Raw genomic sequence first — 25614 nt, 5'->3', positions numbered from 1 at the left:
CTGCCGTGACGCGTTGGTGGGGCGAACAGCGTGTAAGGGCGCCGGAGAAGGCGGCGGTTGTCGCGGTCGTCGACCAGCCGGCGCCGGCGGCGATCTGCGATCCCCTGGCTGGTGATCTGCGTGGCACAGAGGGCGGGCAAGGCGGCGCTAGGCCGTGACCGGTCCCCCGTACCGATCGCGGCCTCGCCGGCCTGGGCGTTGTCCATCGGCGGGCCAGCAGCCGCCTGAAGAGGCGAGGGCGCCGATATCTCCGGCAGGATCGGCTCGACGCGTCCGGTGGCCGCGCGGTCGCCGGCGAGGGCGGCGGCGGTGGAGCGGACCTGCGCACCGGGACATGCACCGGGAGCTGGACGAGCAGAGCACGGAAATCTAGTCCTGCTGGTACAGAAATGCAGACCGCGACACCACACTAATCCCCGGAAGCCCGGGAAAAAGCATGAGGCTTCCGGTCGACTGTGTTAACGTCATAGCAGTTGCAGTTTTGGTTACCAGAGAATTTTTCTTTGCAGAGCTTTCCGGATCTCTCCGGAGGGGTGATCATCGCGGCGACTCGGCTTCGTAAAGTGCGGAGTCCGGCAATGCCCCCCAAGGGAGATTCAATATGGCATCTGGCACCGTGAAGTGGTTCAACGCGGAAAAGGGCTTCGGCTTCATCGAGCAGGACGGTGGCGGCGCTGACGTGTTCGCCCACTACTCGAACATCATCAGCAACGGTGGCTTCCGCGAGCTTCAGGAAGGCCAGAAGGTTAGCTTCGACGTCACGCAGGGCCAGAAGGGCCCGCAGGCGGAGAACATCGTTCCCGCCTGACACTGACGCGATCGCCGCGAGCCCGTGGTTCGCGCATCATGAGGCTGGGGCCCGCACCCTTGGGTGCGGGCCCCAGCCGGTTCCCTCACGTTCCGGTTTTCCCGGACCGCCGACCGCGCCCCGCGCCACGAGGCGCGAGGCGCGAGGCGCGAGGCGCGAGGCGCGAGGCGCGAGGCGCGACACTTCGCATTTTTCTTCGGCTCAGTCTTGTGAATCCTCGTGCGGTCGTCACCGTTGGACGGAATTCCTCGATATGCCGCATCGAGGAAGGTTCCTCAATGAACCGCACCCGTCGCGCCGATGGCACATCGGGTGGCTTCCGCGGGAGGTCCACGCGTTCGGCAGGCTCCGCTCCCGGCAGCCGCTTCCGTGTGCAGGGGACGGGGACGGGCCACCAGGACCCCCGTCCCGGACGAAAGAGCGGCCAGGGCGGACGCTCCACCCCGCGCCGACAGGAATTCGCCCTGCCGGTCACCCTCACCGCACCGCTGGCCGCCGTCGAGACGTTCGCCGAGCTGGACATGCCCGCACGGCTGCCGGCCGTGCTCGGCGCGGAGGGCGTGGCCGTGCCCTTCCCGATCCAGGCGGCCACCCTGCCGAACGCGCTGGCGGGCCGGGACGTGCTGGGCCGGGGCCGTACCGGTTCGGGCAAGACACTCGCCTTCGGCCTGCCTCTGCTGGCCCGTCTGGACGGGCAGCGCGCCCAGCCCCGGCAGCCGCTCGCGCTCGTCCTCGTGCCGACCCGGGAACTGGCCCAGCAGGTCACCGACGCGCTCACCCCCTACGCCCGCGCCCTGCGGCTGCGCCTCGCCACCGTGGTGGGCGGCATGTCGATCGGCCGGCAGGCGAGCGCGCTGCGCGGTGGCGCCGAGGTCGTCGTCGCAACGCCCGGCCGTCTCAAGGATCTTCTTGAGCGGGGGGCCTGCCGACTGGACCAGGTCGCCGTCACCGTCCTGGACGAGGCCGACCAGATGGCCGACATGGGTTTCATGCCGCAGGTGACCGAACTGCTCGACCAAGTCCCCGCTCGTGGCCAGCGCTTGCTGTTCTCGGCCACCCTGGACCGCAACATCGACCTCTTGGTGCGCCGCTACCTGCACGACCCCGTCGTGCACTCGGTCGACCCTTCCGTGGGGGCCGTCACCACCATGGAGCACCATCTGCTGCACGTGCATGACGGCGACAAGGACACCACGACGACCGAGATCGCCGCGCGCGACGGACGCGTGATCATGTTCCTGGACACCAAGCACGCGGTCGACCGGCTGACCAGGCACCTGCTGTCCGTGGGGGTGCGTGCCTCGGCCCTGCACGGCGGCAAGTCGCAGTCACAGCGCAACCGGACCCTCGCCCAGTTCAAGGACGGCCACGTCACGGCCCTGGTGGCCACCAACGTCGCCGCCCGCGGGCTCCACGTCGCGGGCCTCGACCTCGTCGTGAACGTCGACCCTCCCGGCGACCACAAGGACTACCTGCACCGCGGCGGCCGTACCGCTCGCGCCGGTGAGTCCGGCACCGTGGTCACCCTCGTCCTGCCGCACCAGCGGCGCGCGATGGACCGTCTCACGGCCGATGCCGACATCACTCCGCGTACCGTCCGGATCCGCCCGGGCGAAGCCGAACTGCACCGCATCACCGGCGCCCGAACGCCGTCCGGCGTACCCGTCACCGCACCGGCCGGCGAACGAGCCGAACGGAGCAAGCGCGCGGGGGCCGCCACTCGCGGTCGCAGGGGAGGAAGCTCCGTCCGTGGCGGGACTGGGCAGGCCGCCGCCCGGACCCGTCGCTCCGCCCCGAGGATCGGCTCCTAGCCCCAGGCCCAGACATGCGATCCCGGCCGTCGGGGCGAGCTTCCCCCGGCGCCGCCGGCCACCCCGACGAAGAGGAGAAGCCCTTGACGCCGATTCCGACCCGCTCACGACAGGCAGAAGACTCCGACGGCACCGGTTTGACCGCCCGCGACGCCATGCACGCACCTGGTCCTCAGGTGGACGACCACATGACCGTCGACGTGGCCCTGTCCGTACTCATCGGCGCCCGCGTCCCGCACCTCCTCCTACAGGACGAGGACGGGCGCTGCACGGGACTGGTCACCCGGGCCCAGCTCGCCGCGCACCGCGGCGGTTCCTGGTACGCCGAACGAACGCGGTTGCGGGACATCCCGCTCGACCGCGGACCGTTCACCTCGGCCATGGCCGTACTCGGCCAGGCGGAGGCCGCCATGCGGGCCCGCACGCTGGATGCCTCCCCGGTGACCGACGAGCACGGCTACGCCCTCGGCGTTCTCGCCCTGCCCTGCTGACCGCCGCCGCGCGGTCGACCCCTCCGGCGTTCCTCCCCGACCTGTGGAGTCATCCATGCGCTGTGTCATCGCCCGTTTCCCGTTCGACCTGATCAAGACTGAGGTCGAGCAGTCGATGAGTGGCATCACGCCCGATCCGGTCACGGGCATCGCCGTGACCATCGGCCGCCGTGCCTACCCTGTGATGCAGGTCGGTGGCGTGATCACCAAGCTGGACCGCCGCGACTTCACGGCGGGTGAGGTGCGCCGGGCACTGACCCGGCTCGGCTTCACCTGCCACGACGCGCCCCCGGTCCCGGCCCCGGAAACGCGCGCCGATGAGGGCCTGCTGGGCTGGTGACATCCTCGTCTCGGCCACGCCCCGTCCCTCCGTCTCCGGACCGGCCTCGTGAGGGGAGATGCCGACGCCTCGGTCCCCTCGTCGGCTTCGTCCCGTTCCGGACCGTTTGAGCTTCGGACGGCACCGGCGGCCGCTGCCCCGGACGCACCCTGGCTGCCCCGAGAGCGTCTCGCGCGGCGCGACGACGGCGGTGCCGCTCCCGGCGAACGACTTGAGTTGCCGAGGCTCCTCGGCTCGCTGGACCCCGACCTCGGCATCGTCGCCCCTGTCACCGTCGACCGTCGCCTGGCCGACGTCCCGCAGAAGGCCACGCTGCCCGGCCGCGTGATCGAAGTCGTCCCGTCCGCCGTGGATGCCGAAGTCCATGCCGTCGCCCTGGACCGGGACCCCGCGGGACACCGAGAAATGCTGGTCATTCGCCCTGGTGAGTCGAGGGCGGCAGCAACCTGGTTCTGGCCACAGCGGCTGATCCCGCGAACAGCCTGACGGCCGCGCACATGCCGGCACTCGCCGAGGCCGGTTTCGAGGGTGACCGCAGGTCATGCACGGCTGGCAGGCAATGCCGACGTGACTGTTTCCCCGCCACGACACGAGCCCCGCGGGGCCTCCGTACGCGTGGCCTCCATGTCGGCCCTGCGCCACCACCCCGCCTGGATCGGCCGGACCGTCCGGCCCGGTCAGCGTGCGCCCGCCGAGCCGGAAAGCAACTCCGGGCATCACTCTTTCGCGTGCATTGAAGGCCGAACTCCACTCACAGTCCGCGGAGAAAACCTGTCATGACGGCGGTAGACATTGGCGCATCACGGAGTTACTGTCTTGTCGTACCCAGGAAGTCGAAGTGGGCACGGCAGACACGAACTGCCGTGCAAGCAGGACGAGAAGGACGCGGTCCACAGCGACCGTGAGCAGCACCCGCGGTACCCAAGCAGTACGACCGAGTAACCGAAGGTGAGGAGCAGAACGCCATCAGGATCGCCCGGGCAGGAGGAGTCCGCCCGGGTACCGCAGGCCCCGGATTGGAAGGTGGTCCCCGGTCACGCATCCGCGATCCCCGCAGCCCCGCCCGCCCAGGCGGATCCTGTGGACACAGAAGGCCGGCGCAGTTGCCGGTAGATGGTGTTGAAAGCTCGGGGCCCGGGTGCCAGTACGGCACCCGGGCCCCCCGACGCGTTCCCGAAAGAAGAGGTCTATGCCCCCTGCCAGTCACCGTCCCGTCGACAACCTTGACGACGACGACTACCCCGCCTACACCATGGGCCGGGCCGCCGAGATGCTCTCGACCACCCCCGCCTTCCTCCGCGCCCTCGGCGAACATCGCCTGATCACCCCCTTGCGCTCCGAAGGCGGTCACCGCCGCTACTCCCGCTACCAGCTGCGCATCGCCGCCCGCGCCCGCGAACTCGTCGATCAGGGCACCCCGATCGAGGCCGCCTGCCGCATCGTCATCCTCGAAGACCAGCTCGAAGAAGCCCAGCGCATCAACGAGCGACTACGCGCCCAGGACAGCGAGCCGCAGCCCAAGACCTCGGCCTGATCAGGGCGTCGGCGCGACATCGACGCTCACTGGTGCTCTTCCCGGTCGGCGCGGGGCACGTGGACGGCCAGGACGGCGGTGTCGTCGTCCACCCCGGTGCCGAACGTGTCGAGGAGGTCGCGGACGGCTGCGATGGCGCCCTGGGCGGTGGTGGGGGCCAGGGCCCGGACGAAGTCGAGGAGGGCTTCATCGCCGTAGCGTTCACCGCGGACGGCGGTGCGGGCCTCGGTGAGGCCGTCGGTGTGCAGGAGGAGGGTGTCGCCGGGATCGAGGCGGAAGGTCACGGTGGCGATGTAGGCGTCGGGCAGCACGCCGATGAGCTGACCGCCAGGGGTGGGCAGGTGGTCGGCGGTGCCGTCCGCACGGAGCAGCAGGGCCGGGGGGTGGCCGCCGCTGGCAAGGGTGATACGGAAGCCGCCCTGCTCGCCGTCGGGGCTGAGCCGGCCGAAGATGACGGTGCAGAACCGGGGGTCGGTGCCGTCGTGCTCGTGGTTGAGGACGGTGTTGAGGTTGCTGAGAACCACGGCCGGGTCGGGGTCGTAGACGGCGGCGGCGCGCAGGGTGTAGCGGGCCAGGGAGGTGACAGCCGCCGCCTCGGCGCCCTTGCCGCACACGTCTCCGAGGAAGAGTCCCCAGGTCCCGGCTGCGAGGGGGAAGAGGTCGTAGAAGTCGCCTCCGACCTCGTCGACCGAGGCGATGTGGTAGTGCGCGGCCACGTCCAGGCCGGGCACGCTCTCCAGTGCCGGTGGCAGCAGCGTTTTCTGCAGGGTGGCGGCCAGCTGCTGGAGGCGTTCGCGCTCGCGCTCGGCCTCCCGGCGGGTGCGCAGCAGCTCCTGCTCGTAGGCGCGGCGGTCACGGGCGTCGAAGACGGTGGTGCGGATCAGCAGTGGCTGCCCGTCGCCGCCGGTCTTGACGGTGGAGGTCACCAGGACCGGCAGGCGGCTGCCGTCGGCCGCTCTCAGCTCCAGCGCGATGCCGCTGATCTCGCCCTGCATGCGCAGGAGCGGCGCGAAATGCGTCTCGTGATAAAGCCGCCCGCCGACGGTGAGGAGGTCGGAGAACTTCCTTCGGCCGACCAGGTCCGTGCGCTTGTAGCCCAGCCAGTTCAGCAGGGTGGTGTTGACCTTGGCGATCTGCCCGTCCAGCAGGGTGGACAGGTATCCGCACGGGGCGTTCTCGTACAGGTCCTCAATGCTGTCTTCCAGCAGAGCGGAGAAAGCCTGGTCGTCGTCCGGGGGCTCTTCGGGGTCCGGGTCGGAGTCCGGGTCGCCGTCGGTCCGGCACATCATCGCAGTGTCCTCGCGAACGCGGCGATCGCCTGGGCGGTCTCCTCGGGGGCGCTGAGCTGGGGGCAGTGCCCGGTGGCGTTCAGGGTGACGAGCCGGCTGCCCCTGATCTGGGCGTGGACGAAGGCGCCGACCTCTGGTGGGGCGATGGCGTCACTGGAGCACTGGGCGACGAGGGTGGGCACCGTCACCCGCGCGAGGTCGGTGCGGTTGTCGGACAGGAACGTCACGCGGGCGAAGACCCGGGCGATCTCCGGGTCGGTGGCGCAGAAGCTGTTGGTCAGCTCCCGCGCCAGTTCCGGGCGCTCGGGGTTGCCCATGATGACCGGCGCCATCGCCCCCGACCAGCCCAGATAGTTCGCGTCCAAGGACTGCAGCAGTTCCTCGATGTCCTCGGCACTGAATCCGCCGCGGTACCCGGCCGCGGGATCGTCGACGAAGCAGGGGGAGGGGGCGAGCAGCACCAGCCCGGCGAAGTACTCGGGGTGTCGCGCTGCGGCCAGCACGCCCATCATCGCGCTGACCGAGTGGCCCACGAACGTCACCGGGCCGAGGTCCAGCTCCCGGCAGATCTCCAGCACGTCGTCCACGTAACCGTCCATGGTGGAGTAGCGGTCCTCGCTCCACGCCGACAGGTCCGAGCGGCCTGCTCCCACATGATCGAAGAGCACCACGGTGAACTCGCGCTCCAGCGCCGGTACCACCAGACGCCACATGTTCTGGTCGCATCCGAACCCGTGCGCCAGCATCATCACAGGCCCACCCGGCCGCCCGGACACCCGCACCTGGTTCCTGCTGCGCACGTCCATAGACTCATCCTCGCAGACCCAGGATGCCGGGAACCGGCGAGCGACACGTGAGGACGCCCCCTCCCGCGATACGGGGCGGCGGCGAAGGGTGCGGTCTGCCGCGTGTCAGCCAGCGGCAGGCAGCCTGCGCCCAGCCCGGCAGCACGGCGCGTGCTCCCGCTGCGCAGCGCGAGTAAAGCGGTGCTTTCGCCCCTCGTTCATATCGAGGGGCGGGAAGTCCGGAGCTTCGCCTCAAGCTGCACCCAGGACAGGTCCGGGCCCTCAAGCTCGACGACAGCACTCCAGACGGGGGGCAACTCGGTGAACTCCCCGAACGGCTGCCGGTGCATACGGACCACCCGGGCCGGGGCCATGACGGCTCCCGGTGGGCTGTCCACCGGGAGCACCGAATCGCCGAGGAAGACCCCCCGCTCCAGACTGACGCTGCGGGCGTGGCAGACCACCCGGTACGCCGAGGGACGCTCGTAGACGATCAACACGTGCAGCAGTCCCACGGGCTCAGTGCCTGTCATGGTGCGGATGCCTCCGTCAAGTGGTTTTCCTCCAGCCGGCCGGTCATGGTCCGGGGCCTTTGAGATCTGCTTCCGACCGTGAGGATGCCGGTCAGTTGGTCCACCACGCGTTTCTACGTCGCGCCGGCCAAGGGCAACGGCGAATATTCCCGCCCCGACGGCACGGCAGCGGGCGGGGCGTTCCTCGTCACCGGGGAACGCCCCGCCCGCGGACGCCGTCAGAAGCGGGGGATCTGACAGCTGGCCCAGACCCGGACCTGGGCGTCGGTGGTGCCGGGGTTGCTGAACAGCACCTCCGACGGCTGCTGGAACGGGGAGTAGAGGTTGGTGCCGGTCTCGTGGACGCCCGAGGCCGGGTCGACGGCGGCTCCGCCGATGGCGGCCATTCCCTCCGGGAACGGGCAGACGAAGTTCACCTGCACCGGGTAGTTGTCCGCCCCCGCGGGGACGGTGGCGAAGAAGTCGTGGACCTCGTAGTAGGGGAAGGAGCCAGGTCCGGGAGGACCGGGCTCACCCTGCGGGCCCTGCACGCCCTGCGGCCCCTCAGGACCGGGCACGCCCTGCGGACCCTCAGGGCCGGCGGGTCCCGGTTCGCCCTGGGCCCCGGCAGGTCCCGGTTCGCCCTGGGCTCCGGCGGGGCCGGGCTCGCCCTGGGGGCCGGCAGGTCCGCTCGCCCCGGTCTGGCCCGCGGGGCCCTCCGGTCCCGGTACGCCGGGCACGCCCTGCGGACCCACGGGGCCGATCGGTCCTTCCGGTCCCACCGGTCCCGCCGGCCCGGTCGCTCCCGCCGGTCCTTCCGGTCCCGCCGGTCCGGGCGGTCCCGCCGGGCCGGTGGGGCCGGTGGGGCCCGTCGCGCCGCCTCCGCCGCCCCCGTAACCGCCCCCGTAGCCGCCTCCGTAGCCGGCGTCACCACCCCTGGCGCCCGCGGCCGCCGCCGGCCGGTGTCCCGTGTCGGCGGATGCGGCGTGGGCGGTGGTGAGGGTGGTGAGGCCGGCGAGCAGGCCCGGTAGTGCTACGGACATGGCCAGGACGCAGCGTCCACGCCTGGGAGTTCGCCCGGATTGCCTTGTCATACGTGCTCCTCTCACGGCGGCCAGGATGCCCGAACAGAGGATCAAAAAGGGCTCAAAAGGGCATAACGCAGCATAATGTTCGGCACTCGGGTGACCAGGAGCTCCCGGCGCCCGCCCCGAGTACGCTCCGCGCATGGCCGACAGGGTGCACATCCCGGAGTATCCGGAGGACTTCGAGCTGATCGCGGGCGAGGAGTTCGCGCGGGAGCCCGCCTTCTGGCTCGCACACCTGTTGTTGACCGTGGGGGACCCGGGTGACGACCCGGAGCGGTACGGGGTGGACGCGGCGGCCTATGAGGAGATGGTGGCGCGCCTCGGAGACCCGGACGAGGCATGGCCCGTGCTGCGCGTGCCCTTCGGCGGCGGACATACCGCGTACGCCGTGTACGCCAACGTCGAGGACGGGAGCAACGTCGAGTTCTTCGTGCGCCATCCCGCGTGGGGCCGGCTCGGGCACCTCGGCCGGTGCGGGGTCGACGAGGCCGGTCCGGGACTGTCCTGGGCGGAACTCGTCGTACTCGCGCAGGCGGGGCGGGAGGGCGACGAAGGGCTGGTGGATCGGGCGCAGCGGCTGTTGCTGCTGGTTCCGATGCTCGGCGACGCGCGGACGCCCCGTGCGGCGCGGGGCGTCGTGGAGGAGGCGCTGGACCGTTGCGGCGTACGCGCGGAGGCGGCCGGGGAGTTGGTCACCGTACTGCTCGACGGGGAGGAGTCCCGGTGGAGTGTGGGCGCCGGCGGTCCCGTCCCCGTGTGCTCGTCGTCCTTCAGTCCCCGCCGGGTGCCGCTCGCCCTCGGCATCACCCCGCCCCAGGCCCGCGCGCTCGCGGACGCCCTCGGCGGACGGGGGTGACGCCCCCGGCGAGTGTCCGCCGGGGGCGTGTCCGGGGGCGGTCAGCTTCGGGTGAAGACGGTCACCGCCCGGGGGTCGCAGGAGGTGCCCGTGGCGGAGGTGGCGCCGGACGCGTCCAGGACCTTGGTCCATGTGCCGGACGGCAGAGTGACGTTGTAGGCGCCGGCGGTCGGGTTGGCGACGACGACCGTGTCGTAGGTGGTCGGGGCGCCGGGGTCGGAGCTGATCCGGGCGATCACCGTGGAGCCGTCGACCTGGGTGGTCATCTGGTTGTGGATCGCGGACCAGGTCGTCAGTCGCAGGGAGGCGGTGGCTCTGCGCAGGGCGATGGCGTCGCGGTAGTAGGCGAAGATGCTCGCGTTGGTGATCTTGTCGCCCCAGTGGATCGCGTTGACGCTGTCGGGGGCGTTGTAGGAGTTCTTGGCGGTGTCGTAGTCGCCGTTGACCACCTTGGAGCGGAGGAACTCGTCGCCCTCGGCGATGACCGGGACGCCCTGTGAGGTCAGGACGGTGCCGACGGCGAGGCGGTCGATGCGGCCGGCCGTGCCGGTGGCGCCGCCGGTCCCGCCGGAGTAGGTGATCTTGTCGTAGAGGTCGAGGTTGTCGTGGATCGAGACGTAGTTCATGGTCTGGTCGGGGCGGTCGGCGAACGCCGGGGTCCAGAGGTCGGAGAGGGTTCCGGTGCTGTCGGCGTCGGTCGGTGAACCGGTCATGCCGAAGGCGACGGCGGACGGGTTGCCCGAACCGCCCATGAAACCCATGACGTTGTCGTTGGTGCCGCCCCGGATGGCGTCGCGGTACACGCCGTTGAAGGCGCCGAAGTGCACCGGGGCGAGCGCGGGCAGGGTGCCGTAGCGGACCTTCTGCGCCTCGTTCGGGTCGCCGGCGCCGCCGTTCCACGGTTCGCCGTAGAACATCAGGTCGCGGTCGGGGTAGGTGGTCTGAAGGTAGTTCGCCCAGTTGTAGGCGTCCTTGTAGTAGTGGACGCCCGCGAGGTCGAAGCGGAAGCCGTCGACGTCGTAGTCGCGGACCCAGTGTTCGAGCGAGTCCTGGATCATCCGGCTGACCATCGGGTTGCCGTCGTCGATCGAGTCGCCCGTGCCGGACAGGTCGGTCCCCGTGTAGTACTTGCCGGTGATGTTGCCGAACACGCTCTTCGTGTAGGTGTGGTTGTAGACCACGTCCATGATCACGCGAATCCCGTTCCTGTGGAACGCGTCGACCATGTCCTTGTACTCGCGGATCCGGTCCTCGGGAGCGGTGAACTGGGAGTACTGCTCCTCCGGGGTGTTGTAGTCGACGGGGTCGTAACCCCAGTTCGGCACGGTGCTGCCGAAGTCGAACGACGGCATCAGCTGTACGGCGGTGACGCCGAGTTCCTTGAGATGGTCGATGCCGGTCTTCACACCGTTGTACGTCGTCCCCGTCTGCACCAGGCCGAGGAACTTGCCGCGCCTGGCCGCGTCGACGCCGGAGCTGGGGTCGATGGTGAAGTCGTGGGCGCTGAGTTCGTAGACGACCGCGTCCTCGCGGTTGACCAGGGCCGGGCGGGGGGCCCAGCCGCCGGACGACGGGGCCACGGCGGCGGTGTCCACGACGACGCCCTGCGTGGTGCCGGGCTTGACCATCTGCGCGTACGGGTCGGGTACGGCGACGCCGTTGACGGAGAACTGGTAGGGCTGGTCCTTCAAGTCCCCTGATACGACGGCCTGGTAGACGTCGGTGTAGCCGCCGAGGGTGGTCGCCGTCATGGGATGACTGGTGCCGCCGACGGTGACGGAGACGTTCGAGCTGTCCGGGGACCAGATGCGGAAGGTCGTGGCGGACGAGGTGTACAGCGCGCCCAGGGTGTCGAGCGGGGCGGTGGCCCCCTGGTTGCTCACCACGGTCATCAGATGGGTGGCCGCGTTGTACGAGAACGTCGTGCGCGCGCCGTCGGCCGGGACGGTGAACGGGATGTCGGCACCGCCGGCGACGCCGCCCGCGCCGTAGTTGGTGCCCCAGGTCTGGCCGAGGGTGACCTTGGTGTTCCAGTCGCCGGCCGGGATGGCGGTGGTGGAGTAGGTGTAGACGCCGGTTCCGTCGGGGTCCGTCATCGTGGTGGCCGTACAGCCGGCGGACCAGTTCGCGGCGCAGCCGAGGCCCGACTGGTAGTCGCCGGCGGCGGTGACGACCGGCATCGCCGAGTTGTCGGTGACGACGTGGGTGTCGGGGTCGTAGACGAAGCCGACCCGCTCGCCGCCGGAGGGGACGGTCAGGGAGATGTTCGCGCCGCCCGGGACGCCGCCGGAGCCGTAGTTCTCGGTCCAGCTGCCGTTGACGGCGATCTTGTAGGTGTAGCTGCCCGCGGGGAGGCTCAGCGACGCCTTCCAGCGGCCGTCGGCCTGCCGGGTCAGCTGTGCCTGCGCGCAGTCGGGCTGCCAGTCGGCGGAACAGCCGATCGCGCTGTCGAAGGTGCCGGGCAGGCTGACCGCGGTCGGCGCGGCGGCGAGCGCCGGGGAGGCGGACAGGGTGACGCCGCCGCCCAGGAGGGCGACGGAGGCGACGAGGATCGCGGCGCGGCGGAGGGCGGTACGGGAGCCGGCACGCGGGGATGCAAGGGATACGGATGAGGTGCGTACGGACGGGGTGCGTACGGATGGAGCGCTCCGGAATCCGGTATGCGGAGACCGTATGCGCCAAAAGAGTCTGCGGCTCATGGGACGGCTGCCTCCAGGGCAGGTCATGACCGGGGGCACGGTTGCCCCGGGCGACGACGATCGCGCCGGGCCGACGGTGCGTCAAGGTGTCGTGCAAATTCTTTCTGGAACTTGCGGGAAGTTCATTCAAAGCCGTTACGGGAACCCCCGCCGCGCGGTCAGCAGCAGAGGGTCTGTGCCGTTGCCTTGTGGAAATCACCGTTTGCGAGGGCCTTGACCGGGATCGTGAAGTAGAGCGTGCCGGCGTCCCCCCAGCCCCATCCGAGGTCCGCGTCCGCGGCGAGCTGGAGGAGATGGACCGCGGGGCCGGCGTCGTCGCGGGGCGAGACCCTGAGGGTGTACGAGGTGTCCGGCCAGCCGAAGGCGCAGTGGCTGCCGCCGGTGTTGCCGTCGAGATCGCCGAACGCGTCGAGGATGAGCGACGCCGCTCCCCAGTGCACGTTCCGGTCGAACTCCACGTCCTCGTCCTCGACGTCCCAGCAGTCGGGGAGCATGGTCACCTCGGCGGCGTGGACGGGCGTCGCCGGGTAGCTCCTCGCCGGTCCGGGTGCCGTGGCCTCGATCGCCGCCGCAGGGTCCGCGGGGATGACGCGGCACGCCCCGGGACCGGCCGGGTCCAGTCGGCGGAGGTCGTCGTACGCAAGCTCCGGGTCGAGATGGAAGAAGTTGAGCAGGCCGGGGCGCACGGGCAGTTCGCCGGCCGGCCAGGGGGCGAGGGCGTCGGTGTCCAGCACGGCGTGCAGGGACAGCGGGACCCCGCCGTGTTCGGGCCAGGGGGTTCCCGGTTCGAGGAGGGCGGGCCCGCCGAGCCGGCATCGCCCGGTGGGCCCGGCACCGGTGGTCCGGTGGTCGTCCGTCACGCGGACGAGCCGGAAGCCCCGGCGCGCCATGGCCGCGAACTGCCGGCCGGCCTTCTCGCCGAGGCGGTCCACGCAGACGCGGCGCACGTCGACAGGGTTCCCGAACTGCATGCCGGGATCTTGTCAGACCTCTCAGTACCGCTCCGCCTTGGCCACCTCTGGCTTCAGGACGGGCTGTGGGGGCTGGTGGCTGATGGCGTAGGGGTGGACGGTCTGGCCGGGGCGGACGTTCTCCGCGCCCACGTACCGGGTCTCCACGACCTTGCCGTCGGGGTCGCGGAAGTCGACCTGGACGGCGAAGTCGGCCGTGCGGTCCGAGGAGTTGTGGATGTTGACGTGGGCGGCCTGGAGGTCGCCCACCTCGGCGCGGGGGATGCCGGTGAGGGAGACGTCGGAGGCGGCGTTGCCGCGGCCCGGTACGTTCGCCAGCCGCTTGTGGGCCTCCTGGTTCGCCCGTTCGGCCTGGGCCGCGACCGAGGCCTCGAACTCGTTGGCCCGCGCCGACGCGGAGGAGGCCGCGGCGGAGGCCGACGCGCGGGCCGAGGCGACGGCGGAGGAGGCGGCCGAGGCGAGGGGGGAGGGTGGGGTGCCCGTGAAGGACTCCGTGGCGGGGGGCGTGGGGCGGGGGGTGGGGGTCGCGCCGCCGCCGTTGCCGCCGCCGCCGCAGGCCGCGAGGGTCAGGGTGCCCACGGTGGCCAGCACCGCGGCGGCGACCACGCCCGCGCTCCGGAACCGCAGCCGTCGTACGCCCCTCGACACACCGCTACCCATGGCATCCGTTCCCTTCCGCCCAACGGCGATGTCCGGTTGGTCGGTGATCGCCCGGTCACGTTCATGCTGCCCCACGGGGGGCGCTCACGCGACCGGGACGTGGCGGGTGGACGGCCCTGACGTGCGGGGGTGGGCCCCGGGGCCGACCCCGTCCGCCGCCCCTGTATTTGCACCCCGGCCACCCCCGCGTTGGAATCGAATGTGAGGCTTTTCGGGAGCAGGGCGGTGTCCGGGGGGCGGCCCGCGCCGGGTTCCGGGGCGGGCCGGAAGGGGCTTCGGAGGGACGCGCTGGGGATGTTCTCCTCGGTCGCCATCGCGCTGGCGTCGACCGGGCCGGCGTACAGCCTGGCCGCCACGCTGGGGATCATCGTGGTGGGGGTCGGGCTGCAGGCGCCGATCGTGACCATGATGGCGTTCGTCCCGATGCTGCTGATCGCGTACGCCTTCCGGGAGCTGAACGCGAGCAACGCGGACTGCGGTACGACCTTCGCCTGGGCCACCCGGGCCTTCGGGCCGCGCACGGGGTGGATGGGCGGCTGGGGGCTGATCGTCGCCGACATCATCGTCATGGCGAACCTCGCCACCATCGCCGGCGTCTACGGGTTCCGGCTCCTCGGACTGAACGGGCTCAGCGAGAGCAGGGTGTGGGTCACCGTCGCCGGGGTCGTCTGGATCGGGGTGCTCACCACGATCTGCTACATCGGTATCACGGTCTCCGCCGCCGTACAGCGCTGGCTGCTGTGCCTGGAGGTCGCCGTCCTGCTGCTGTTCGCCGTCGCCGCGCTGATCCACGTCTACACCGACCCGCCCCCGACCGCGATCCATGTCTCCGCGTCCTGGTTCAACCCCTTCGAGGTGTCCTCCGTCAGGTCCCTGGCCTCGGGCCTCCTCGCGGGCGTGTTCATCTACTGGGGCTGGGACACCGCCGTGTCCGTCAACGAGGAGACCGTCGACAGCACCCGCGTCCCCGGTCGGGCCGCGGTCCTCTCCCCCGTGCTGCTGCTGGTCCTGTACGGGCTCGTGGCGACCTCGGCGCAGGCGTTCGCGGGCGTCGGCACCACGGGCATCGGGCTCGGCAACGCGGAGCACGCCGACGACGTGTTCTCCGGGCTCGGCGCGGCGGTCTTCGGCAGTGACGGCGCGGGGCTCCTGCTGTCCCGGCTGCTGATCCTGATGGTGCTGACCTCCGCGCTCGCCGCCGCGCAGACCACCATCCTGCCGCTGGCCAGGACCGTCTTCTCGATGGCGGTCCACAAGGCGGTGCCCGCGCGGTTCGCCCGGGTGCACCGCCGGTTCCTCACCCCGACCTGGGCCACGATCGGGATGGGCGCCGCGTCCATCGCCCTGCTGCTCCTGCTGACGTCGTTCAGCCGCAACGTGCTCGCCGACTCGGTCGACTCCGTGGGCCTCGCGATCGCCTTCCAGTACGGCGTGACCGGCTTCGCCTGCCTCTGGTACTACCGCAAGGTCCTCACCCGCAGCCCCCGCGACCTGATCTGCAAGGGCCTGATGCCGGGGCTCGGCGGACTGCTCATGGCCCTGCTGTTCGTGTACGCCGCCGTCGTCTACGCCGATCCGGGATACGGCGCCAGCACCCTCACCCTCCCGCTGATCGGGCGGGTGGGCGGGGTGACGGTCCTGGGGCTCGGCGCGCTCGCGATCGGGCTCCTGCTGCTGCCGGTCGTCACCCGCGGCCACGGCACCGCCCTCAGGCTCCAGCGCAGCCTGCTGCCGGGCCGCCTGCTGCCGCAGACCGCGTGCGAGACGGCGAGCCGCTATCTGCCGGCCGACAGCGGGTCCGGGGTGGGCGGCGACTGGTACGACGTGATCCCGCTGTCCGGCACCCGGGTGGGCCTGGTCGTCGGGGACGTGCTCGGGCACGGGCTGCCCGCCGCGGCCACCATGGGCCGCCTGCGCACCGGCCTGCGCGTCCTCGCCCGCCTGGATCTCGCCCCGGACGAGGTCCTCACCCGCCTCGACGACCTCGCCGAGCAGACCGCCCAGGAGCGCGCGGCCGCCCGGGGTGCCGCCCATGTCCCGGGCCACACCCCGCCCCCCGCCGACGAGGCGATGGTGACCTGCCTGTACGCGGTGTACGACCCCGTCTCCGGGCTGTGCAGCATGGCCCGGGCGGGCGGACCGCCGCCGCTGCTCGTGGCCGGGGACACGGGCATCGCCCGGAGCCTCGACGTGCCGCCGGGGCCGCCGCTGGGCGTCGGCGGCCTGCCCTACCAGAGCACCGAGCTGCGGCTCGCCCCGGGCAGCGTCCTCGCTCTGTTCACCGCCGGGCTCCTCCAGGCCACCGACCACCAGCGGGACCCGGGGCTGGACCGGCTCGCCGACATCCTCTCCGGCCGTCAGGGGTCCCTGACCGAGCTGTGCGAGCAGACGGTGCACGCGATGCTGCCCGGCGCCGTGGACGAGGACGCGACGCTGCTGCTGGCCCGCACCCGGCTGCTCGACCGCACCCGCCTCGCCCAGTGGGAACCCGCCGCCGACCCCGCCGCGGTCGCCGCCCTGCGCAGCAGCGTCAGCAAGCAGCTGGACGACTGGGGGCTGGACGAGCTGGCCTTCACCACCGAGGTCATCGTCAGCGAACTCGTCACCAACGCCATCCGCTACGTCGGCGGCCCCATCCAGGTCCGCCTGATCCGTGACCGCACCCTGACCTGCGAGGTCTCCGACACCGGGCACACCACACCCAATCTGCGGCACGCGGCGAGCGACGACGAGGGCGGCCGGGGGCTGTACATCATCGCCCAGATGACCCACCGCTGGGGGACCCGCTACACGCCCACCGGCAAGGTCATCTGGGCTGAGCAGACCCTTCCACCGCCGTCGGTGTAGCGGCGCTCACCGGGCGGGGGGCCCGACGGCCCGCGGCGGCCAGTACGAGGGTCACGGCCACCGAGCCCGCCGCCATCGCCGTCATCCCCGTCTCCGGGGTGGTGAGCTGGGCCACCGCGCCCGCCACCGCCGCGCTCACGCCCTGCATGGTCAGCATCCCGGACGAGTGCAGCCCCAGGGCCTGACCGGCGAGTTCGCCGGGGGTCAGCTCCATCAGCCGCTCCTGCTGGACCAGGCTCGCGCCGAAGCCGACGGAGGCGAGCGTCACGCACACCACGGCCACCGGCAGTGGCGGATGCGCGCTGAACAGCAGGTAGGGCGCGGCCAGGAGGAGCAGCAGGGGCGTCGCCAGGTTCCGGCGCACCCGGGGCGGCAGCAGCCGGCCCACCGTGACATCCCCGGCGAACATCCCGAGCGCCCCGCAGGCGAAGAGGGTGCCGGCCGCGTGGGCGTCGTACGACACGTACAGGGACTCGCAGCCGACGACCATGCCGTTGGGAATCCACAGGCCCAGGTAGGTGAGGCGGCGCGAACGCTCGGACCACAGCAGGGCGTTGGTGCGCCAGGTGGCCGCGGCGGAGGGGCGGCCCGCGGTCCGGGGCGGGCGGGCGGTCAGGCCGAGGCGCAGGGCGAGTGCCGCCGTCAGGTACAGGGCGGCCGACAGCAGCAGGCAGACGCGGGGCGACAGCGCGGCCAGCAGGGCGCCGCCGGTGGCGAAGCCGGCGATCTGCATCAGCCCGCTCATCATGTTGAACAGCGAACGCCCCGGCAGGTAGCCGTCCTTGCTGAGGATCTCGTTCAGCAGGCCCCAGCGGACCCCGCCGCCGAGCGAGGCCACCAGGCCCAGTACGAGGAGGACCGCGAAGACCGCGCCGACCGGCAGACCGGGCACCGCCTGGAGCGCCGTGCCGGCCGCGAAGGCCAGCGCGATCGCCGACAGGGCCGTACGCGGCGGCAGCCGGTCGGCGCCCGACAACAGGACGGTGGCGCCGAGGACCTGGGCGAGGGAGGGGCCGAAGATGCTCACCGCCGACAGCAGCGGGGAGCCGGTGGCCCGGTAGACGAGCGTGCCGAGGGCGAGCCCGCCGACGGTCCCGGCCGCCGTCTGCGCGGCCGCGCCGAGGAAGAGGGGGGTGAACTCCGGGGTACGGAACAGGGATCGATAGCTGGTCACACCGGGCAGTCTCGAAGGGCCCGCGCCGGGGCGTTACTGTTTCGCGGCAGCGCGAAAGGTCGTACGGCCGGGGACAGGGGCAGCGGTGGGCTGGTGGGAACTCAACGCGGACACGCTCGCGCGCAGCCGGTTCGTGATCTCGCCGCTCGCGGAGACGTTCGCGCGGCTGAAGCTGCTGCACGCGGGCGAGCCGGCGCATCCCGGCGAGCGGGAGTGGCTGCGGGTCCATCTGCCCGGCTACCGCGCCCTGCTGGCCGCGGACCCGGTCACGGACCGGCTGGTGCGGGCGGGCCTCGGGCGGGACTGGATCGCCGACTTCCTCACCCCCACGCCTCGGGACGGTGAGGACTTCGCCGAGGAGGTCGTCCGGGTGCGCTCGGTCGCGCCGGACCTCGCCCGCGCCCATCTGCGCACCTCCCTCGCCGGCCCGCTGCCCGCCGTACTGGACCGCGACGACCTGCCCGAGCGGGCGGCCGCGCTCCTGGAGTGGGTGTGGCGGGATGCCGTACGGCCGTACTGGGCGCGGCAGCGGCGGGTGCTGGAGGCGGACGTGGTGGCCCGGACCGCGCAGGCCGGCCGGGGCGGCTGGGTGAGCGTGCTGGACTCGCTGCGGCCCGGCCGCACCCGGTGGCTCGGCCAGAACCGGCTCCAGATCAACCGCCACGAGTACCCGCCCCGCGAGATCTCCGGCGCCGAGATGCTCTTCGTGCCGGTCACCCCGCAGCGGCACGGCTGGGTCTCCTGGGACGACGGGGAGCGGTACGCCGTGGTCTACCCCTGCGCGGGCGCCCTCGCCGACAGGGCCGACCACCCGGTACCGGCCGCCCTCGGCGCCCTGCTCGGCCCGGCCCGCGCGGGGGTGCTGGTCCTCCTCGGCTCCCCCATGACCACGAGTCAGCTGACGGCGGTGACGGGGCAGGGGCTGGGGTCGGTGGGGCGGCATCTGAAGGTGCTGAGGGAGGCGGGTCTGGTGGAGCGGCGGAGGGCGGGGCGGTCGGTGTTGTACGGCCGGACACCGGCCGGGGATGTGGTGGTGGAGGCGGCGACGGCGACACCCCGCCGCATACCATCGCGCCCATGACCACTGTGCTGAACACCGAGATCGACGCCCTCACCGGCGGCGCCGCGAACCTGCCGCAGTACGCCGGCAAGGCCGTCCTCATCGTGAACGTGGCCTCCAAGTGCGGCCTGACCCCCCAGTACACGGGCCTGGAGAAGCTCCAGGAGCGGTACGCCGAGCGCGGCTTCACCGTGCTGGGCGTGCCGTGCAACCAGTTCCTCGGGCAGGAGCCGGGCAGCGCCGAGGAGATCGCCGAGTTCTGCTCGGCGACGTACGGCGTGACCTTCCCGCTGACCGAGAAGGTGGAGGTGAACGGCGAGGGCCGGCACCCCCTGTACGAGCGGCTGGTGGGCTTCGCGGACGCGGAGGGCCACAGCGGCGACATCCGCTGGAACTTCGAGAAGTTCCTGATCGGCCGGGACGGCACCGTCGTCGCCCGGTTCTCGCCGCAGACCGAGCCGGAGTCCGCGGAGGTCGTGGCCGCGATCGAGGCCCAGCTCGGCTGACCCGGCTTGACCCTGCCCCTGGGGCAGGGCGGAGCGTCCCTGTCGCCGGGCGGGAGGGAACCGTCCGGCGACGGAGGACGACATCGGTGCACGAGGACCTGCTCACCATCGGGGCGTTCGCCGCGCGGGCCCGGCTGTCCGCCAAGGCCCTGCGGCTGTACGACCGCCTCGGCCTGCTCGCGCCCGCGTACGTCGACGCGTCGAGCGGCTACCGCTACTACCGGGCCGGCCAGGTCGAACGCGCCCGGCTGGTGGCCCTGTTGCGGCAGCTGGACATGCCGCTGTCCCGGATCGCCGAGGTGGTCGGGGCCGGGGGTGCCGAGGCGGCCGGGCTGCTCGCCGCCTACTGGGCGGACGTGGAGGCCCGGGTGGCCGGGCAGCGGACTCTCGCCGAGTACCTCCGTGGACGGCTGTCCGGGAGGAGCGACGAGATGTACGGGAAGTTCGCGGTCGAGACGGTGGACGTGCCGGCGCAGGTGGTGATCACCGAGTCGCGGCACACGCTGGCGGACGAGCTGCCGACCTGGATCGGCGCCTCGCTGGGCCGGCTTGAGGCGGCCGCGCGGGAGTGCGGGGGCGTCGCCGGGGCGCCGTTCGTCGTCTATCACGCCGAGGTGTCGATGGAGAGCGACGGGCCCGCGGAGGCCTGTGTGCCGGTGGCGGACGAGGCGGCGGCACGGGCCTGGGTGGAGCGGCACGGGCGGACCCGGGAGATCCGGGTGCGGGTGGAGCCCGCGGCCCGGCTCGCGTACACCCGGATCACCAAGGCGCAGGTGGCGCATCCGCAGATCCTCGCCGCGTTCGAGGCGGTGGAGGAGTGGGTGGCCCGGGAGGGGCTGGAGACGGCCGCGTCCTGCCGGGAGGTCTACTTCGCGGACTGGGCGGCGGCGGGGGCCGGGGACCCGGTGTGCGACGTGGCGTTCCCGGTGCGCTGAACCGGGGCACGACCGAGCCCTCTCGGCAAGGACGGCGACTGTCGAGAGGGCTCTTGGGTGGTGCGTGTGCAGTTGTGTTCGTCGGGACGAGGGTCAGGGACGAGCCCCTTACGCCTTGACCGAGGCCACGAAGGCGTTCCACGCGGCGGCGGGGAAGGCCAGGACCGGGCCCTCGGCGACCTTGGAGTCACGGACCGCCAGCTCGGCGGCGGCGGGCGACTTGACCTCCACGCAGGCGCCGTTGCCCGCGGAGTAGGAGGACTTCAGCCACGTCTCCGAAGCGCCCTGAATCAGTGCCATGTCCACTCCTGTGTGCGAGTTGCGGTAGTGCGGTTCGCGCCAACCCGATGTCCGATTGGCGTGATCGACGCTACCGGGCAACTGCCGCCATCGGAGGGGGCGTTCACTCGACCGGATGGCATATTCCAGGCGTGCCTTCCACGGGAGCACACCCACCGTGTAGGATCACGCGCCCTCCGTGTCCGGCCTCACTCCGCGTACTGTTTCGCCACCCTGTCGATGAGTTGCCGCGAGGCATCCACGTTGAGGGACTGCGCCCGCAGATGCTCGTACATCACGGCGTACTTCTGCACGTCCTGGGCCTTCTCCAGGTACAGGTCGCTGGTGACGCCCTCCAGGTAGACCACGCTGGAGTCGGCCGCGTCGGCGAACTCCAGGATCGCGTACTGGCCGTTGAGCCCCGGGTGCGCGCCCACCTCGAACGGCAGGATCTGCACGGTGACATGGGGCAGCTCGGACAGGGCGAGGAGGTGCTCCAGCTGTTCGCGCATCACGAGCCTGCTGCCGACGACCCGGTGCAGCGCGGCCTCGTCCAGGACGACCCACAGGCGCAGCGGGTTCTTCTCGTCGGTGATCCGCTCCTGGCGGCGCATGCGCACGCCCACCCGCTTCTCGATCTCCGCGGCCGACGTCTCGGGCAACGCGCCGTGCACCAGCGCCTCGGCGTACGCCGGGGTCTGCAACAGGCCGGTGACGATCTGGGGTTCGTAGACCCGCAGCGATTCGGCGTCGGTCTCCAGGCCGATGTACACGCTGTACGGGATGTCCCCGAAGGTGTGCCACCACCCCTGCTGCCTGGAGTCCCGGGCCATCTCCATCAGGGAGTCCACGACCCGCTGGTCCTCGACCTCGTAGACACCGCACAGATCGCGCACATCGCGCTGGCTGATGCTGCGGCGGCCGTTCTCCAGACGGCTGATCTTCGACTGGGACACGAGCAGGCGCTCGGCGACCTCTTCGGCCGTCATGTTCTTCTGCTCGCGGAGTTTTCGAAGCTCCTGGCCCAGCCGGCGCCGCCTTACGGTGGGATTGACATTGGACGCCACGGGACGCGCACCTCCGGCTGCTGCCTGTACTGACACTTTCCGTATCTGCTGCTGAGCAGATTGCCACCAAGGCGCTCGGCAGCGCTGGGAAACGCTGGATATGCGGCACGCGTACGCGTCTGTCCGCGCGCCGGTTCGCCGAGGCCCCTTGGTCCGCTGGGCGTCGGGACACGGCCGAGCGGGGTGGCGGGACCCGGAGGTCCCACCACCCCGCTCGGGCCTGCGGCTCCCGAACCGGGCCTGTGGGGACGTGCGGTGCGGCGCGGTGGCGGATCAGTGGGCCACGGCGCGGGCCATGGACCCGTGGCGCGGCTGCATCGGTACCCCGCGCGCGGGTTCGGCCGCGGGCCGGGTTCCTGGGCCGGTCGGCCGGCCGGTGGCGGCCGGACCGCGGCGCGGCTGTACGGCCGCGCCGTTCTGCACGTCCATCACAGCGTGCGCGACGAGCCCGCCCATCGGATCGTGCCGGATCAGATCCCGCAGCCGGGAACGGGACGATCGGCCCTCGTTGCCCGGATACAGGTGCTTGCCGAGCCCGACGGCGTGCGCCAGGGCGGCGAGCGCCGCGGTCCGCGGGTCCGGCGGTACGCCGGTGCGGATCGCGGAGTCCAGCCGGCCCCGGATCTCCCGGCTGATGGCCGTGTCCGTCGCCTGGTAACGCGTCGTCGGCAGCACCCCGCACATCTGGCCCGGCACCGCGGCGACCATGCCGCACCGCTCCAGATGCGAGAGGTACGTCTGGCGCAGCCCCAGCCGGGGCCCGCCGATCCAGTGGACGGCGCGTACCGGAGCGCCGCGCCTTCGCAGCAACTCCAACGCGCAGTCCAGAGTTGGATCTCCTGTCGGCCGTGGCACCACCACGGCGATACGATCCCCGTCTGGGGCTATCCGTCCGGCCAGCGCCAGCTCCACTAGCTGTGCACCGGCCAGACCGAGGTCGAGCGACTGCGGCTGCGCAGTGGTACCCGTGGCCGGGTCCAATGCCAGCAGCAGAAGCTCCTCCGGAAGTGTTCTGCGGCTCCTGCCCATCCATGCCTCCCCGCGTGGATGAATGACAGGGTGACCCCTCTCACATTGGTCTGTCGAGGGCACGTGACCGGTTCGTGAGGGAACCGGTAGGTATGTCGTTCTCGTCTACCGCAGGGGCCAAGCCCTCACACAGGACACTGGTACATGGTTCGGACAGGGCGCGCGCGTTGGCGCGCGGCGCATGAGGAGGCATCGGTGGCGGGCGAGTCCCCCGACAGGTCGAAGCAGCGTGAGTCGTCGGCAGAAGCGACGTCGGGGAGCGCGGATTCGGTTCCCGAGGCCCGCGATCCCCGCCTCGCGGTGGCCCGGGATTCGGGCGGCTCCGCGAGCGCCGGGCAAAAGGATTCCTCGAACGGGGGCGGGGACACCGCGACGAAGGTCCTCCGGACGCCTGCGGTCGAGGAGGACACGGCTCTTCGCCACGCGGTCTCGGCGTGGGTGCGGGACGCCGACGAGCCGACGGACGCCGCCGAGACGCCCGCCGAGGGTTCCGAGACGCCCGCCAAGGGTTCCGAGAAGCACGCCGAGGGTTCCGAGGCCGGGCCGGCGTCCGCGGGGACGGACGGCGGGGCCGCGGAGGACGACGCGGACGCGAAGGACGGCGGGGCCGCGAAGGACGACGCGGACGCGGAGGGCGCGGTGGAGGCCGAAGCGACGAGCGGCACGGACGCGGGCGGGAAGACCGGCTCGGCGGCGGTCGCGGACGAGGAAGCGGAGCCGGAGGCGGCTGCTGCGGCTGCTGCGGCTGCTGCCGATGACGCCGCCGTGGCCTCCGGCTCCGCGGCCGAGTCCGCGGCGGACGCGAAGGCGCCCGCCGGTGACGACGCCAACGCCCCGGAGGCGGAAGCCGGTTCCGGGCCGCGGAAGCGCCCGGCGCCGACGGACGGCACGGCGGAGGAGACCGCGACGGCCGCGACGACCGAGGCGGCCGAGGCGGAGACCCCGGCGGGCGACGCCGGCGCGAAGGGCGGCATCGACGCCGAGGCCGCCGACGGCGAAGCGGAAGCCGAAGGCGCCGCGAACGACGAGGCGAACGACGACGCCCCGGACGCCGACGGCGGGAAGGACCCGCAGGGGCCGCCCGCGGGCGGCGACGAGGGCCGTACCGGCGGTGCGGGCGGGAAGACGGCCGAGGACGAGGCCGAGGCCGCCACGGACAAGGCCGCGAACGCCGACGGCGACGGCGAGGCCAAGGCCGCCGCCGACGGCGTCGACCAGCCGACCACCGTCTTCAAGGCCGTACGTCCCAAGGCCCCCGACGTCGACCAGCCGACCACCATGCTCAAGGTCGGCCCCGCGGCGGGGAAGCGCGAGGCGTCGGACCCCGAGCGCACCAGCAAGTTCGTCGCGCTCAAGGACGACATGCGGCAGAAGCCGAAGCCGAAGGCGGCGCCGGCCGACGAGACCGCCGCCGTCCCCCGGCTCGGCCCCGAGCGCACCACCCAGCAGCCCCTGCCGCCCAAGCCCCCGCTCGACCTCCTGGCGGAGCTGACGAACACTCCGCCGCCCCCGGAGACCCCGGTCCGCACCTTCCTGCGGCGGGTCAAGATCTGGACCCCGCTGGTCATCCTCCTGGTGATCGTCTTCGCGGTCGTACAGACTCTGCGCCCTCTTCCGTCCCCCGCCCTCGCGCTCACCGCGAAGGACACCTACACCTTCGGCGGGGGCCGGGTGAACCTGCCGTGGCCGGACGAGGGCCAGGGCTGGATGGACGGCGACGGCATCGGCACGATGGGGAACTTCGGCAAGCAGACCCCCGTCGCCATCGGCTCGGTCGCCAAGACGATGACCGCGTACATCATCCTGCGCGACCACCCGCTCAAGCCGGGCCAGGAGGGTCCGAAGATCAAGGTGGACGCCACGGCGGAGAAGGAGGGCGGCTACAGCAAGAGCGGGGAGTCCACCCTCGACACCGTGCACGCCGGTGACTCCCTCACCGAGAAGCAGGCCCTGTCGGCCGTCATGATCCCCTCCGCCAACAACATCGCCCGGCTGCTGGCCCGCTGGGACGCGGGCTCGGAGGCGGCGTTCGTGAAGAAGATGAACGCCACCGCCAAGCAGCTGGGGATGACCGGTACGACGTACACCGACCCCTCGGGTCTGAAGGAGACCACCGTCTCCACCGCCCAGGACCAGGTGAAGCTCGGCCGCGCGGTCGTCAAGGTGCCCGCCCTGGTCGCCATCACCAGCGCCGCCAGCTGGACCGACCCGACCGGCCACAACTGGCCGAACTACAACTCGCTGCCCTACTGGATCGGCGCGATCGGCATCAAGACCGGCACCACCACCGCGGCCGGCGGCAACCTGCTCTTCGCCGCCCGCAAGAAGGTCGGCGGCCAGACCGTCACCGTCGTCGGCGCGATCCTCGGCCAGCACAAGGGCCCGTCGATCCTCGACACGGCCAACAACGTCAGCAAGACCGCGCTGCTGGGCGCCGAGCAGGCGCTGACCTCGGCGAAGATCCTGAAGAAGGGCGACGTGGTCGGCTACGTGGACGACCAGCTCGGCGGCCACACCCCGATCGTGGTGACGCGGGACGTCACCGCGGTCGGCTGGTCGGGCCTGAAGGTCGAGCTGTCCTTCACCTCCGGCACCGTCCCGCACACCGCGAAGGCCGGCACCGAGGTCGGCACGCTCACGGTGGGCGACGGCACGACGGCCGGCGTGAAGGTCCCGGTGGCGCTCCAGCGGGACCTGGCCGAGCCGGGCTTCGGCGCGAAGCTCACCCGCCTCGGCTGAGCCCACGCCACCGCCCGCGCCCACCGCCACCCCCGCTCCGCCCCGCACCACCCCGCCCGCCCGCGCACCCCGTCACGGCGCCCCCCACCCGGGAGCCCCGCGGCGGGGTGCGTGCTAGCGTCACGAATCGGGGC

23 protein-coding genes and 1 pseudogene are annotated in these 25614 nt (G+C 72.0%); 12 read left to right on the top strand and 12 right to left on the bottom strand.

The window, feature by feature from the left end:
• Positions 1-34: 34 nt before the first annotated feature.
• A pseudogene (locus ACWDD7_RS06140) lies at positions 35-206 on the bottom strand (MFS transporter); the annotation flags it as partial.
• Positions 207-601: 395 nt separating this feature from the next.
• Here ACWDD7_RS06140 and ACWDD7_RS06135 point away from each other — a divergent pair.
• The 6 genes from ACWDD7_RS06135 to ACWDD7_RS06110 all read left to right on the top strand — a co-directional run bounded on the left by ACWDD7_RS06135 (position 602) and on the right by ACWDD7_RS06110 (position 4984).
• Positions 602-808: a cold-shock protein gene (locus tag ACWDD7_RS06135; RefSeq protein WP_067116135.1), complete on the top strand. Its 207-nt coding sequence runs from the start codon at positions 602-604 to the stop codon at positions 806-808.
• Between the two features lie 278 nt (positions 809-1086).
• Entirely contained in the window at positions 1087-2619 is a 1533-nt protein-coding gene (locus ACWDD7_RS06130) for a DEAD/DEAH box helicase (RefSeq protein WP_450456515.1), read from the top strand.
• 155 nt (positions 2620-2774) lie between these two features.
• Positions 2775-3110: a CBS domain-containing protein gene (locus ACWDD7_RS06125; RefSeq protein ID WP_450456560.1), complete on the top strand. Its 336-nt coding sequence runs from the start codon at positions 2775-2777 to the stop codon at positions 3108-3110.
• Between the two features lie 55 nt (positions 3111-3165).
• Positions 3166-3450 carry an SCO5918 family protein gene (locus ACWDD7_RS06120; protein ID WP_450456514.1) on the top strand — a complete coding sequence of 95 codons (285 nt, stop codon included), beginning with the start codon at positions 3166-3168 and terminating at the stop codon, positions 3448-3450.
• Positions 3451-3666: 216 nt separating this feature from the next.
• A complete protein-coding gene (locus ACWDD7_RS06115) occupies positions 3667-3936 on the top strand; it encodes a DUF5994 family protein (RefSeq protein WP_450456513.1) in 270 nt (89 codons plus the stop codon).
• A gap of 703 nt (positions 3937-4639) precedes the next feature.
• Complete coding sequence (locus ACWDD7_RS06110) at positions 4640-4984, top strand: MerR family transcriptional regulator (RefSeq protein WP_392214908.1); 345 nt, start codon at positions 4640-4642, stop codon at positions 4982-4984.
• A 26-nt stretch (positions 4985-5010) separates the two neighbouring features.
• On the opposite strand, the gene ACWDD7_RS06105 is transcribed toward ACWDD7_RS06110, so the two are convergent.
• From ACWDD7_RS06105 to ACWDD7_RS06090, 4 genes are all read right to left on the bottom strand, one after another.
• Positions 5011-6270 (bottom strand): SpoIIE family protein phosphatase, encoded by a 1260-nt coding sequence (locus ACWDD7_RS06105; RefSeq protein ID WP_450456559.1) that lies wholly within the window; start codon positions 6268-6270, stop codon positions 5011-5013.
• Positions 6270-7079 (bottom strand): alpha/beta fold hydrolase, encoded by an 810-nt coding sequence (locus ACWDD7_RS06100; RefSeq protein ID WP_450456512.1) that lies wholly within the window; start codon positions 7077-7079, stop codon positions 6270-6272. The genes ACWDD7_RS06105 and ACWDD7_RS06100 overlap by 1 nt, the downstream gene beginning before the upstream one ends.
• Positions 7080-7276: 197 nt before the next feature.
• Complete coding sequence (locus tag ACWDD7_RS06095; RefSeq protein WP_351863900.1) at positions 7277-7591, bottom strand: hypothetical protein; 315 nt, start codon at positions 7589-7591, stop codon at positions 7277-7279.
• 218 nt (positions 7592-7809) lie between these two features.
• Positions 7810-8148, bottom strand: a complete 339-nt coding sequence (locus tag ACWDD7_RS06090; protein WP_450456511.1) for a hypothetical protein — start codon at positions 8146-8148, stop codon at positions 7810-7812.
• A 649-nt stretch (positions 8149-8797) separates the two neighbouring features.
• Between ACWDD7_RS06090 and ACWDD7_RS06085 the strand changes: the two genes are divergently transcribed.
• On the top strand, positions 8798-9514 hold the full coding sequence (locus ACWDD7_RS06085) for a hypothetical protein (protein ID WP_450456510.1): 717 nt from the start codon (positions 8798-8800) through the stop codon (positions 9512-9514).
• A 41-nt stretch (positions 9515-9555) separates the two neighbouring features.
• On the opposite strand, the gene ACWDD7_RS06080 is transcribed toward ACWDD7_RS06085, so the two are convergent.
• The 3 genes from ACWDD7_RS06080 to ACWDD7_RS06070 form a co-directional block, all read right to left on the bottom strand.
• Complete coding sequence (locus ACWDD7_RS06080) at positions 9556-12213, bottom strand: pullulanase X25 domain-containing protein (protein WP_450456509.1); 2658 nt, start codon at positions 12211-12213, stop codon at positions 9556-9558.
• Positions 12214-12371: 158 nt separating this feature from the next.
• The gene (locus tag ACWDD7_RS06075) at positions 12372-13184 is read right to left on the bottom strand and encodes a DUF1963 domain-containing protein (protein WP_450456508.1); all 813 of its coding nucleotides are present in this window, start codon (positions 13182-13184) and stop codon (positions 12372-12374) included.
• Between the two features lie 21 nt (positions 13185-13205).
• Positions 13206-13844: a hypothetical protein gene (locus ACWDD7_RS06070; protein WP_450456507.1), complete on the bottom strand. Its 639-nt coding sequence runs from the start codon at positions 13842-13844 to the stop codon at positions 13206-13208.
• Positions 13845-14138: 294 nt separating this feature from the next.
• Between ACWDD7_RS06070 and ACWDD7_RS06065 the strand changes: the two genes are divergently transcribed.
• Entirely contained in the window at positions 14139-16691 is a 2553-nt protein-coding gene (locus tag ACWDD7_RS06065; protein WP_450456506.1) for a SpoIIE family protein phosphatase, read from the top strand.
• Here ACWDD7_RS06065 and ACWDD7_RS06060 read toward each other — a convergent pair.
• Positions 16651-17865 carry an MFS transporter gene (locus ACWDD7_RS06060; protein WP_450456505.1) on the bottom strand — a complete coding sequence of 405 codons (1215 nt, stop codon included), beginning with the start codon at positions 17863-17865 and terminating at the stop codon, positions 16651-16653. The genes ACWDD7_RS06065 and ACWDD7_RS06060 overlap by 41 nt on opposite strands.
• Before the next feature lie 85 nt (positions 17866-17950).
• Here ACWDD7_RS06060 and ACWDD7_RS06055 point away from each other — a divergent pair, with 85 nt between their 5' ends.
• The 3 genes from ACWDD7_RS06055 to ACWDD7_RS06045 all read left to right on the top strand — a co-directional run bounded on the left by ACWDD7_RS06055 (position 17951) and on the right by ACWDD7_RS06045 (position 20366).
• On the top strand, positions 17951-18946 hold the full coding sequence (locus ACWDD7_RS06055; protein ID WP_351863875.1) for an ArsR/SmtB family transcription factor: 996 nt from the start codon (positions 17951-17953) through the stop codon (positions 18944-18946).
• Positions 18943-19431, top strand: coding sequence for a glutathione peroxidase (locus ACWDD7_RS06050; protein ID WP_351863873.1), 489 nt, complete (start codon positions 18943-18945; stop codon positions 19429-19431). The genes ACWDD7_RS06055 and ACWDD7_RS06050 overlap by 4 nt, the downstream gene beginning before the upstream one ends.
• Positions 19432-19517: 86 nt before the next feature.
• Positions 19518-20366, top strand: a complete 849-nt coding sequence (locus ACWDD7_RS06045; RefSeq protein ID WP_450456504.1) for a MerR family transcriptional regulator — start codon at positions 19518-19520, stop codon at positions 20364-20366.
• A 108-nt stretch (positions 20367-20474) separates the two neighbouring features.
• Here the strand turns inward: ACWDD7_RS06045 and ACWDD7_RS06040 are convergent, their stop codons facing one another.
• The 3 genes from ACWDD7_RS06040 to ACWDD7_RS06030 form a co-directional block, all read right to left on the bottom strand.
• Positions 20475-20666 carry a DUF397 domain-containing protein gene (locus ACWDD7_RS06040; protein ID WP_351863868.1) on the bottom strand — a complete coding sequence of 64 codons (192 nt, stop codon included), beginning with the start codon at positions 20664-20666 and terminating at the stop codon, positions 20475-20477.
• Positions 20667-20854: 188 nt separating this feature from the next.
• On the bottom strand, positions 20855-21712 hold the full coding sequence (locus ACWDD7_RS06035) for a helix-turn-helix domain-containing protein (RefSeq protein ID WP_450456503.1): 858 nt from the start codon (positions 21710-21712) through the stop codon (positions 20855-20857).
• Positions 21713-21985: 273 nt separating this feature from the next.
• Entirely contained in the window at positions 21986-22741 is a 756-nt protein-coding gene (locus ACWDD7_RS06030) for a GOLPH3/VPS74 family protein (protein WP_351863863.1), read from the bottom strand.
• Between the two features lie 195 nt (positions 22742-22936).
• Between ACWDD7_RS06030 and ACWDD7_RS06025 the strand changes: the two genes are divergently transcribed.
• Positions 22937-25480: a D-alanyl-D-alanine carboxypeptidase gene (locus ACWDD7_RS06025; protein WP_450456502.1), complete on the top strand. Its 2544-nt coding sequence runs from the start codon at positions 22937-22939 to the stop codon at positions 25478-25480.
• Positions 25481-25614: the final 134 nt, after the last annotated feature.

This window comes from Streptomyces sp. NPDC001056, from assembly GCF_053598955.1.
Note: the sequence above shows the minus strand (reverse complement) of the source record. Positions and strands in the feature narration are given on the sequence as shown.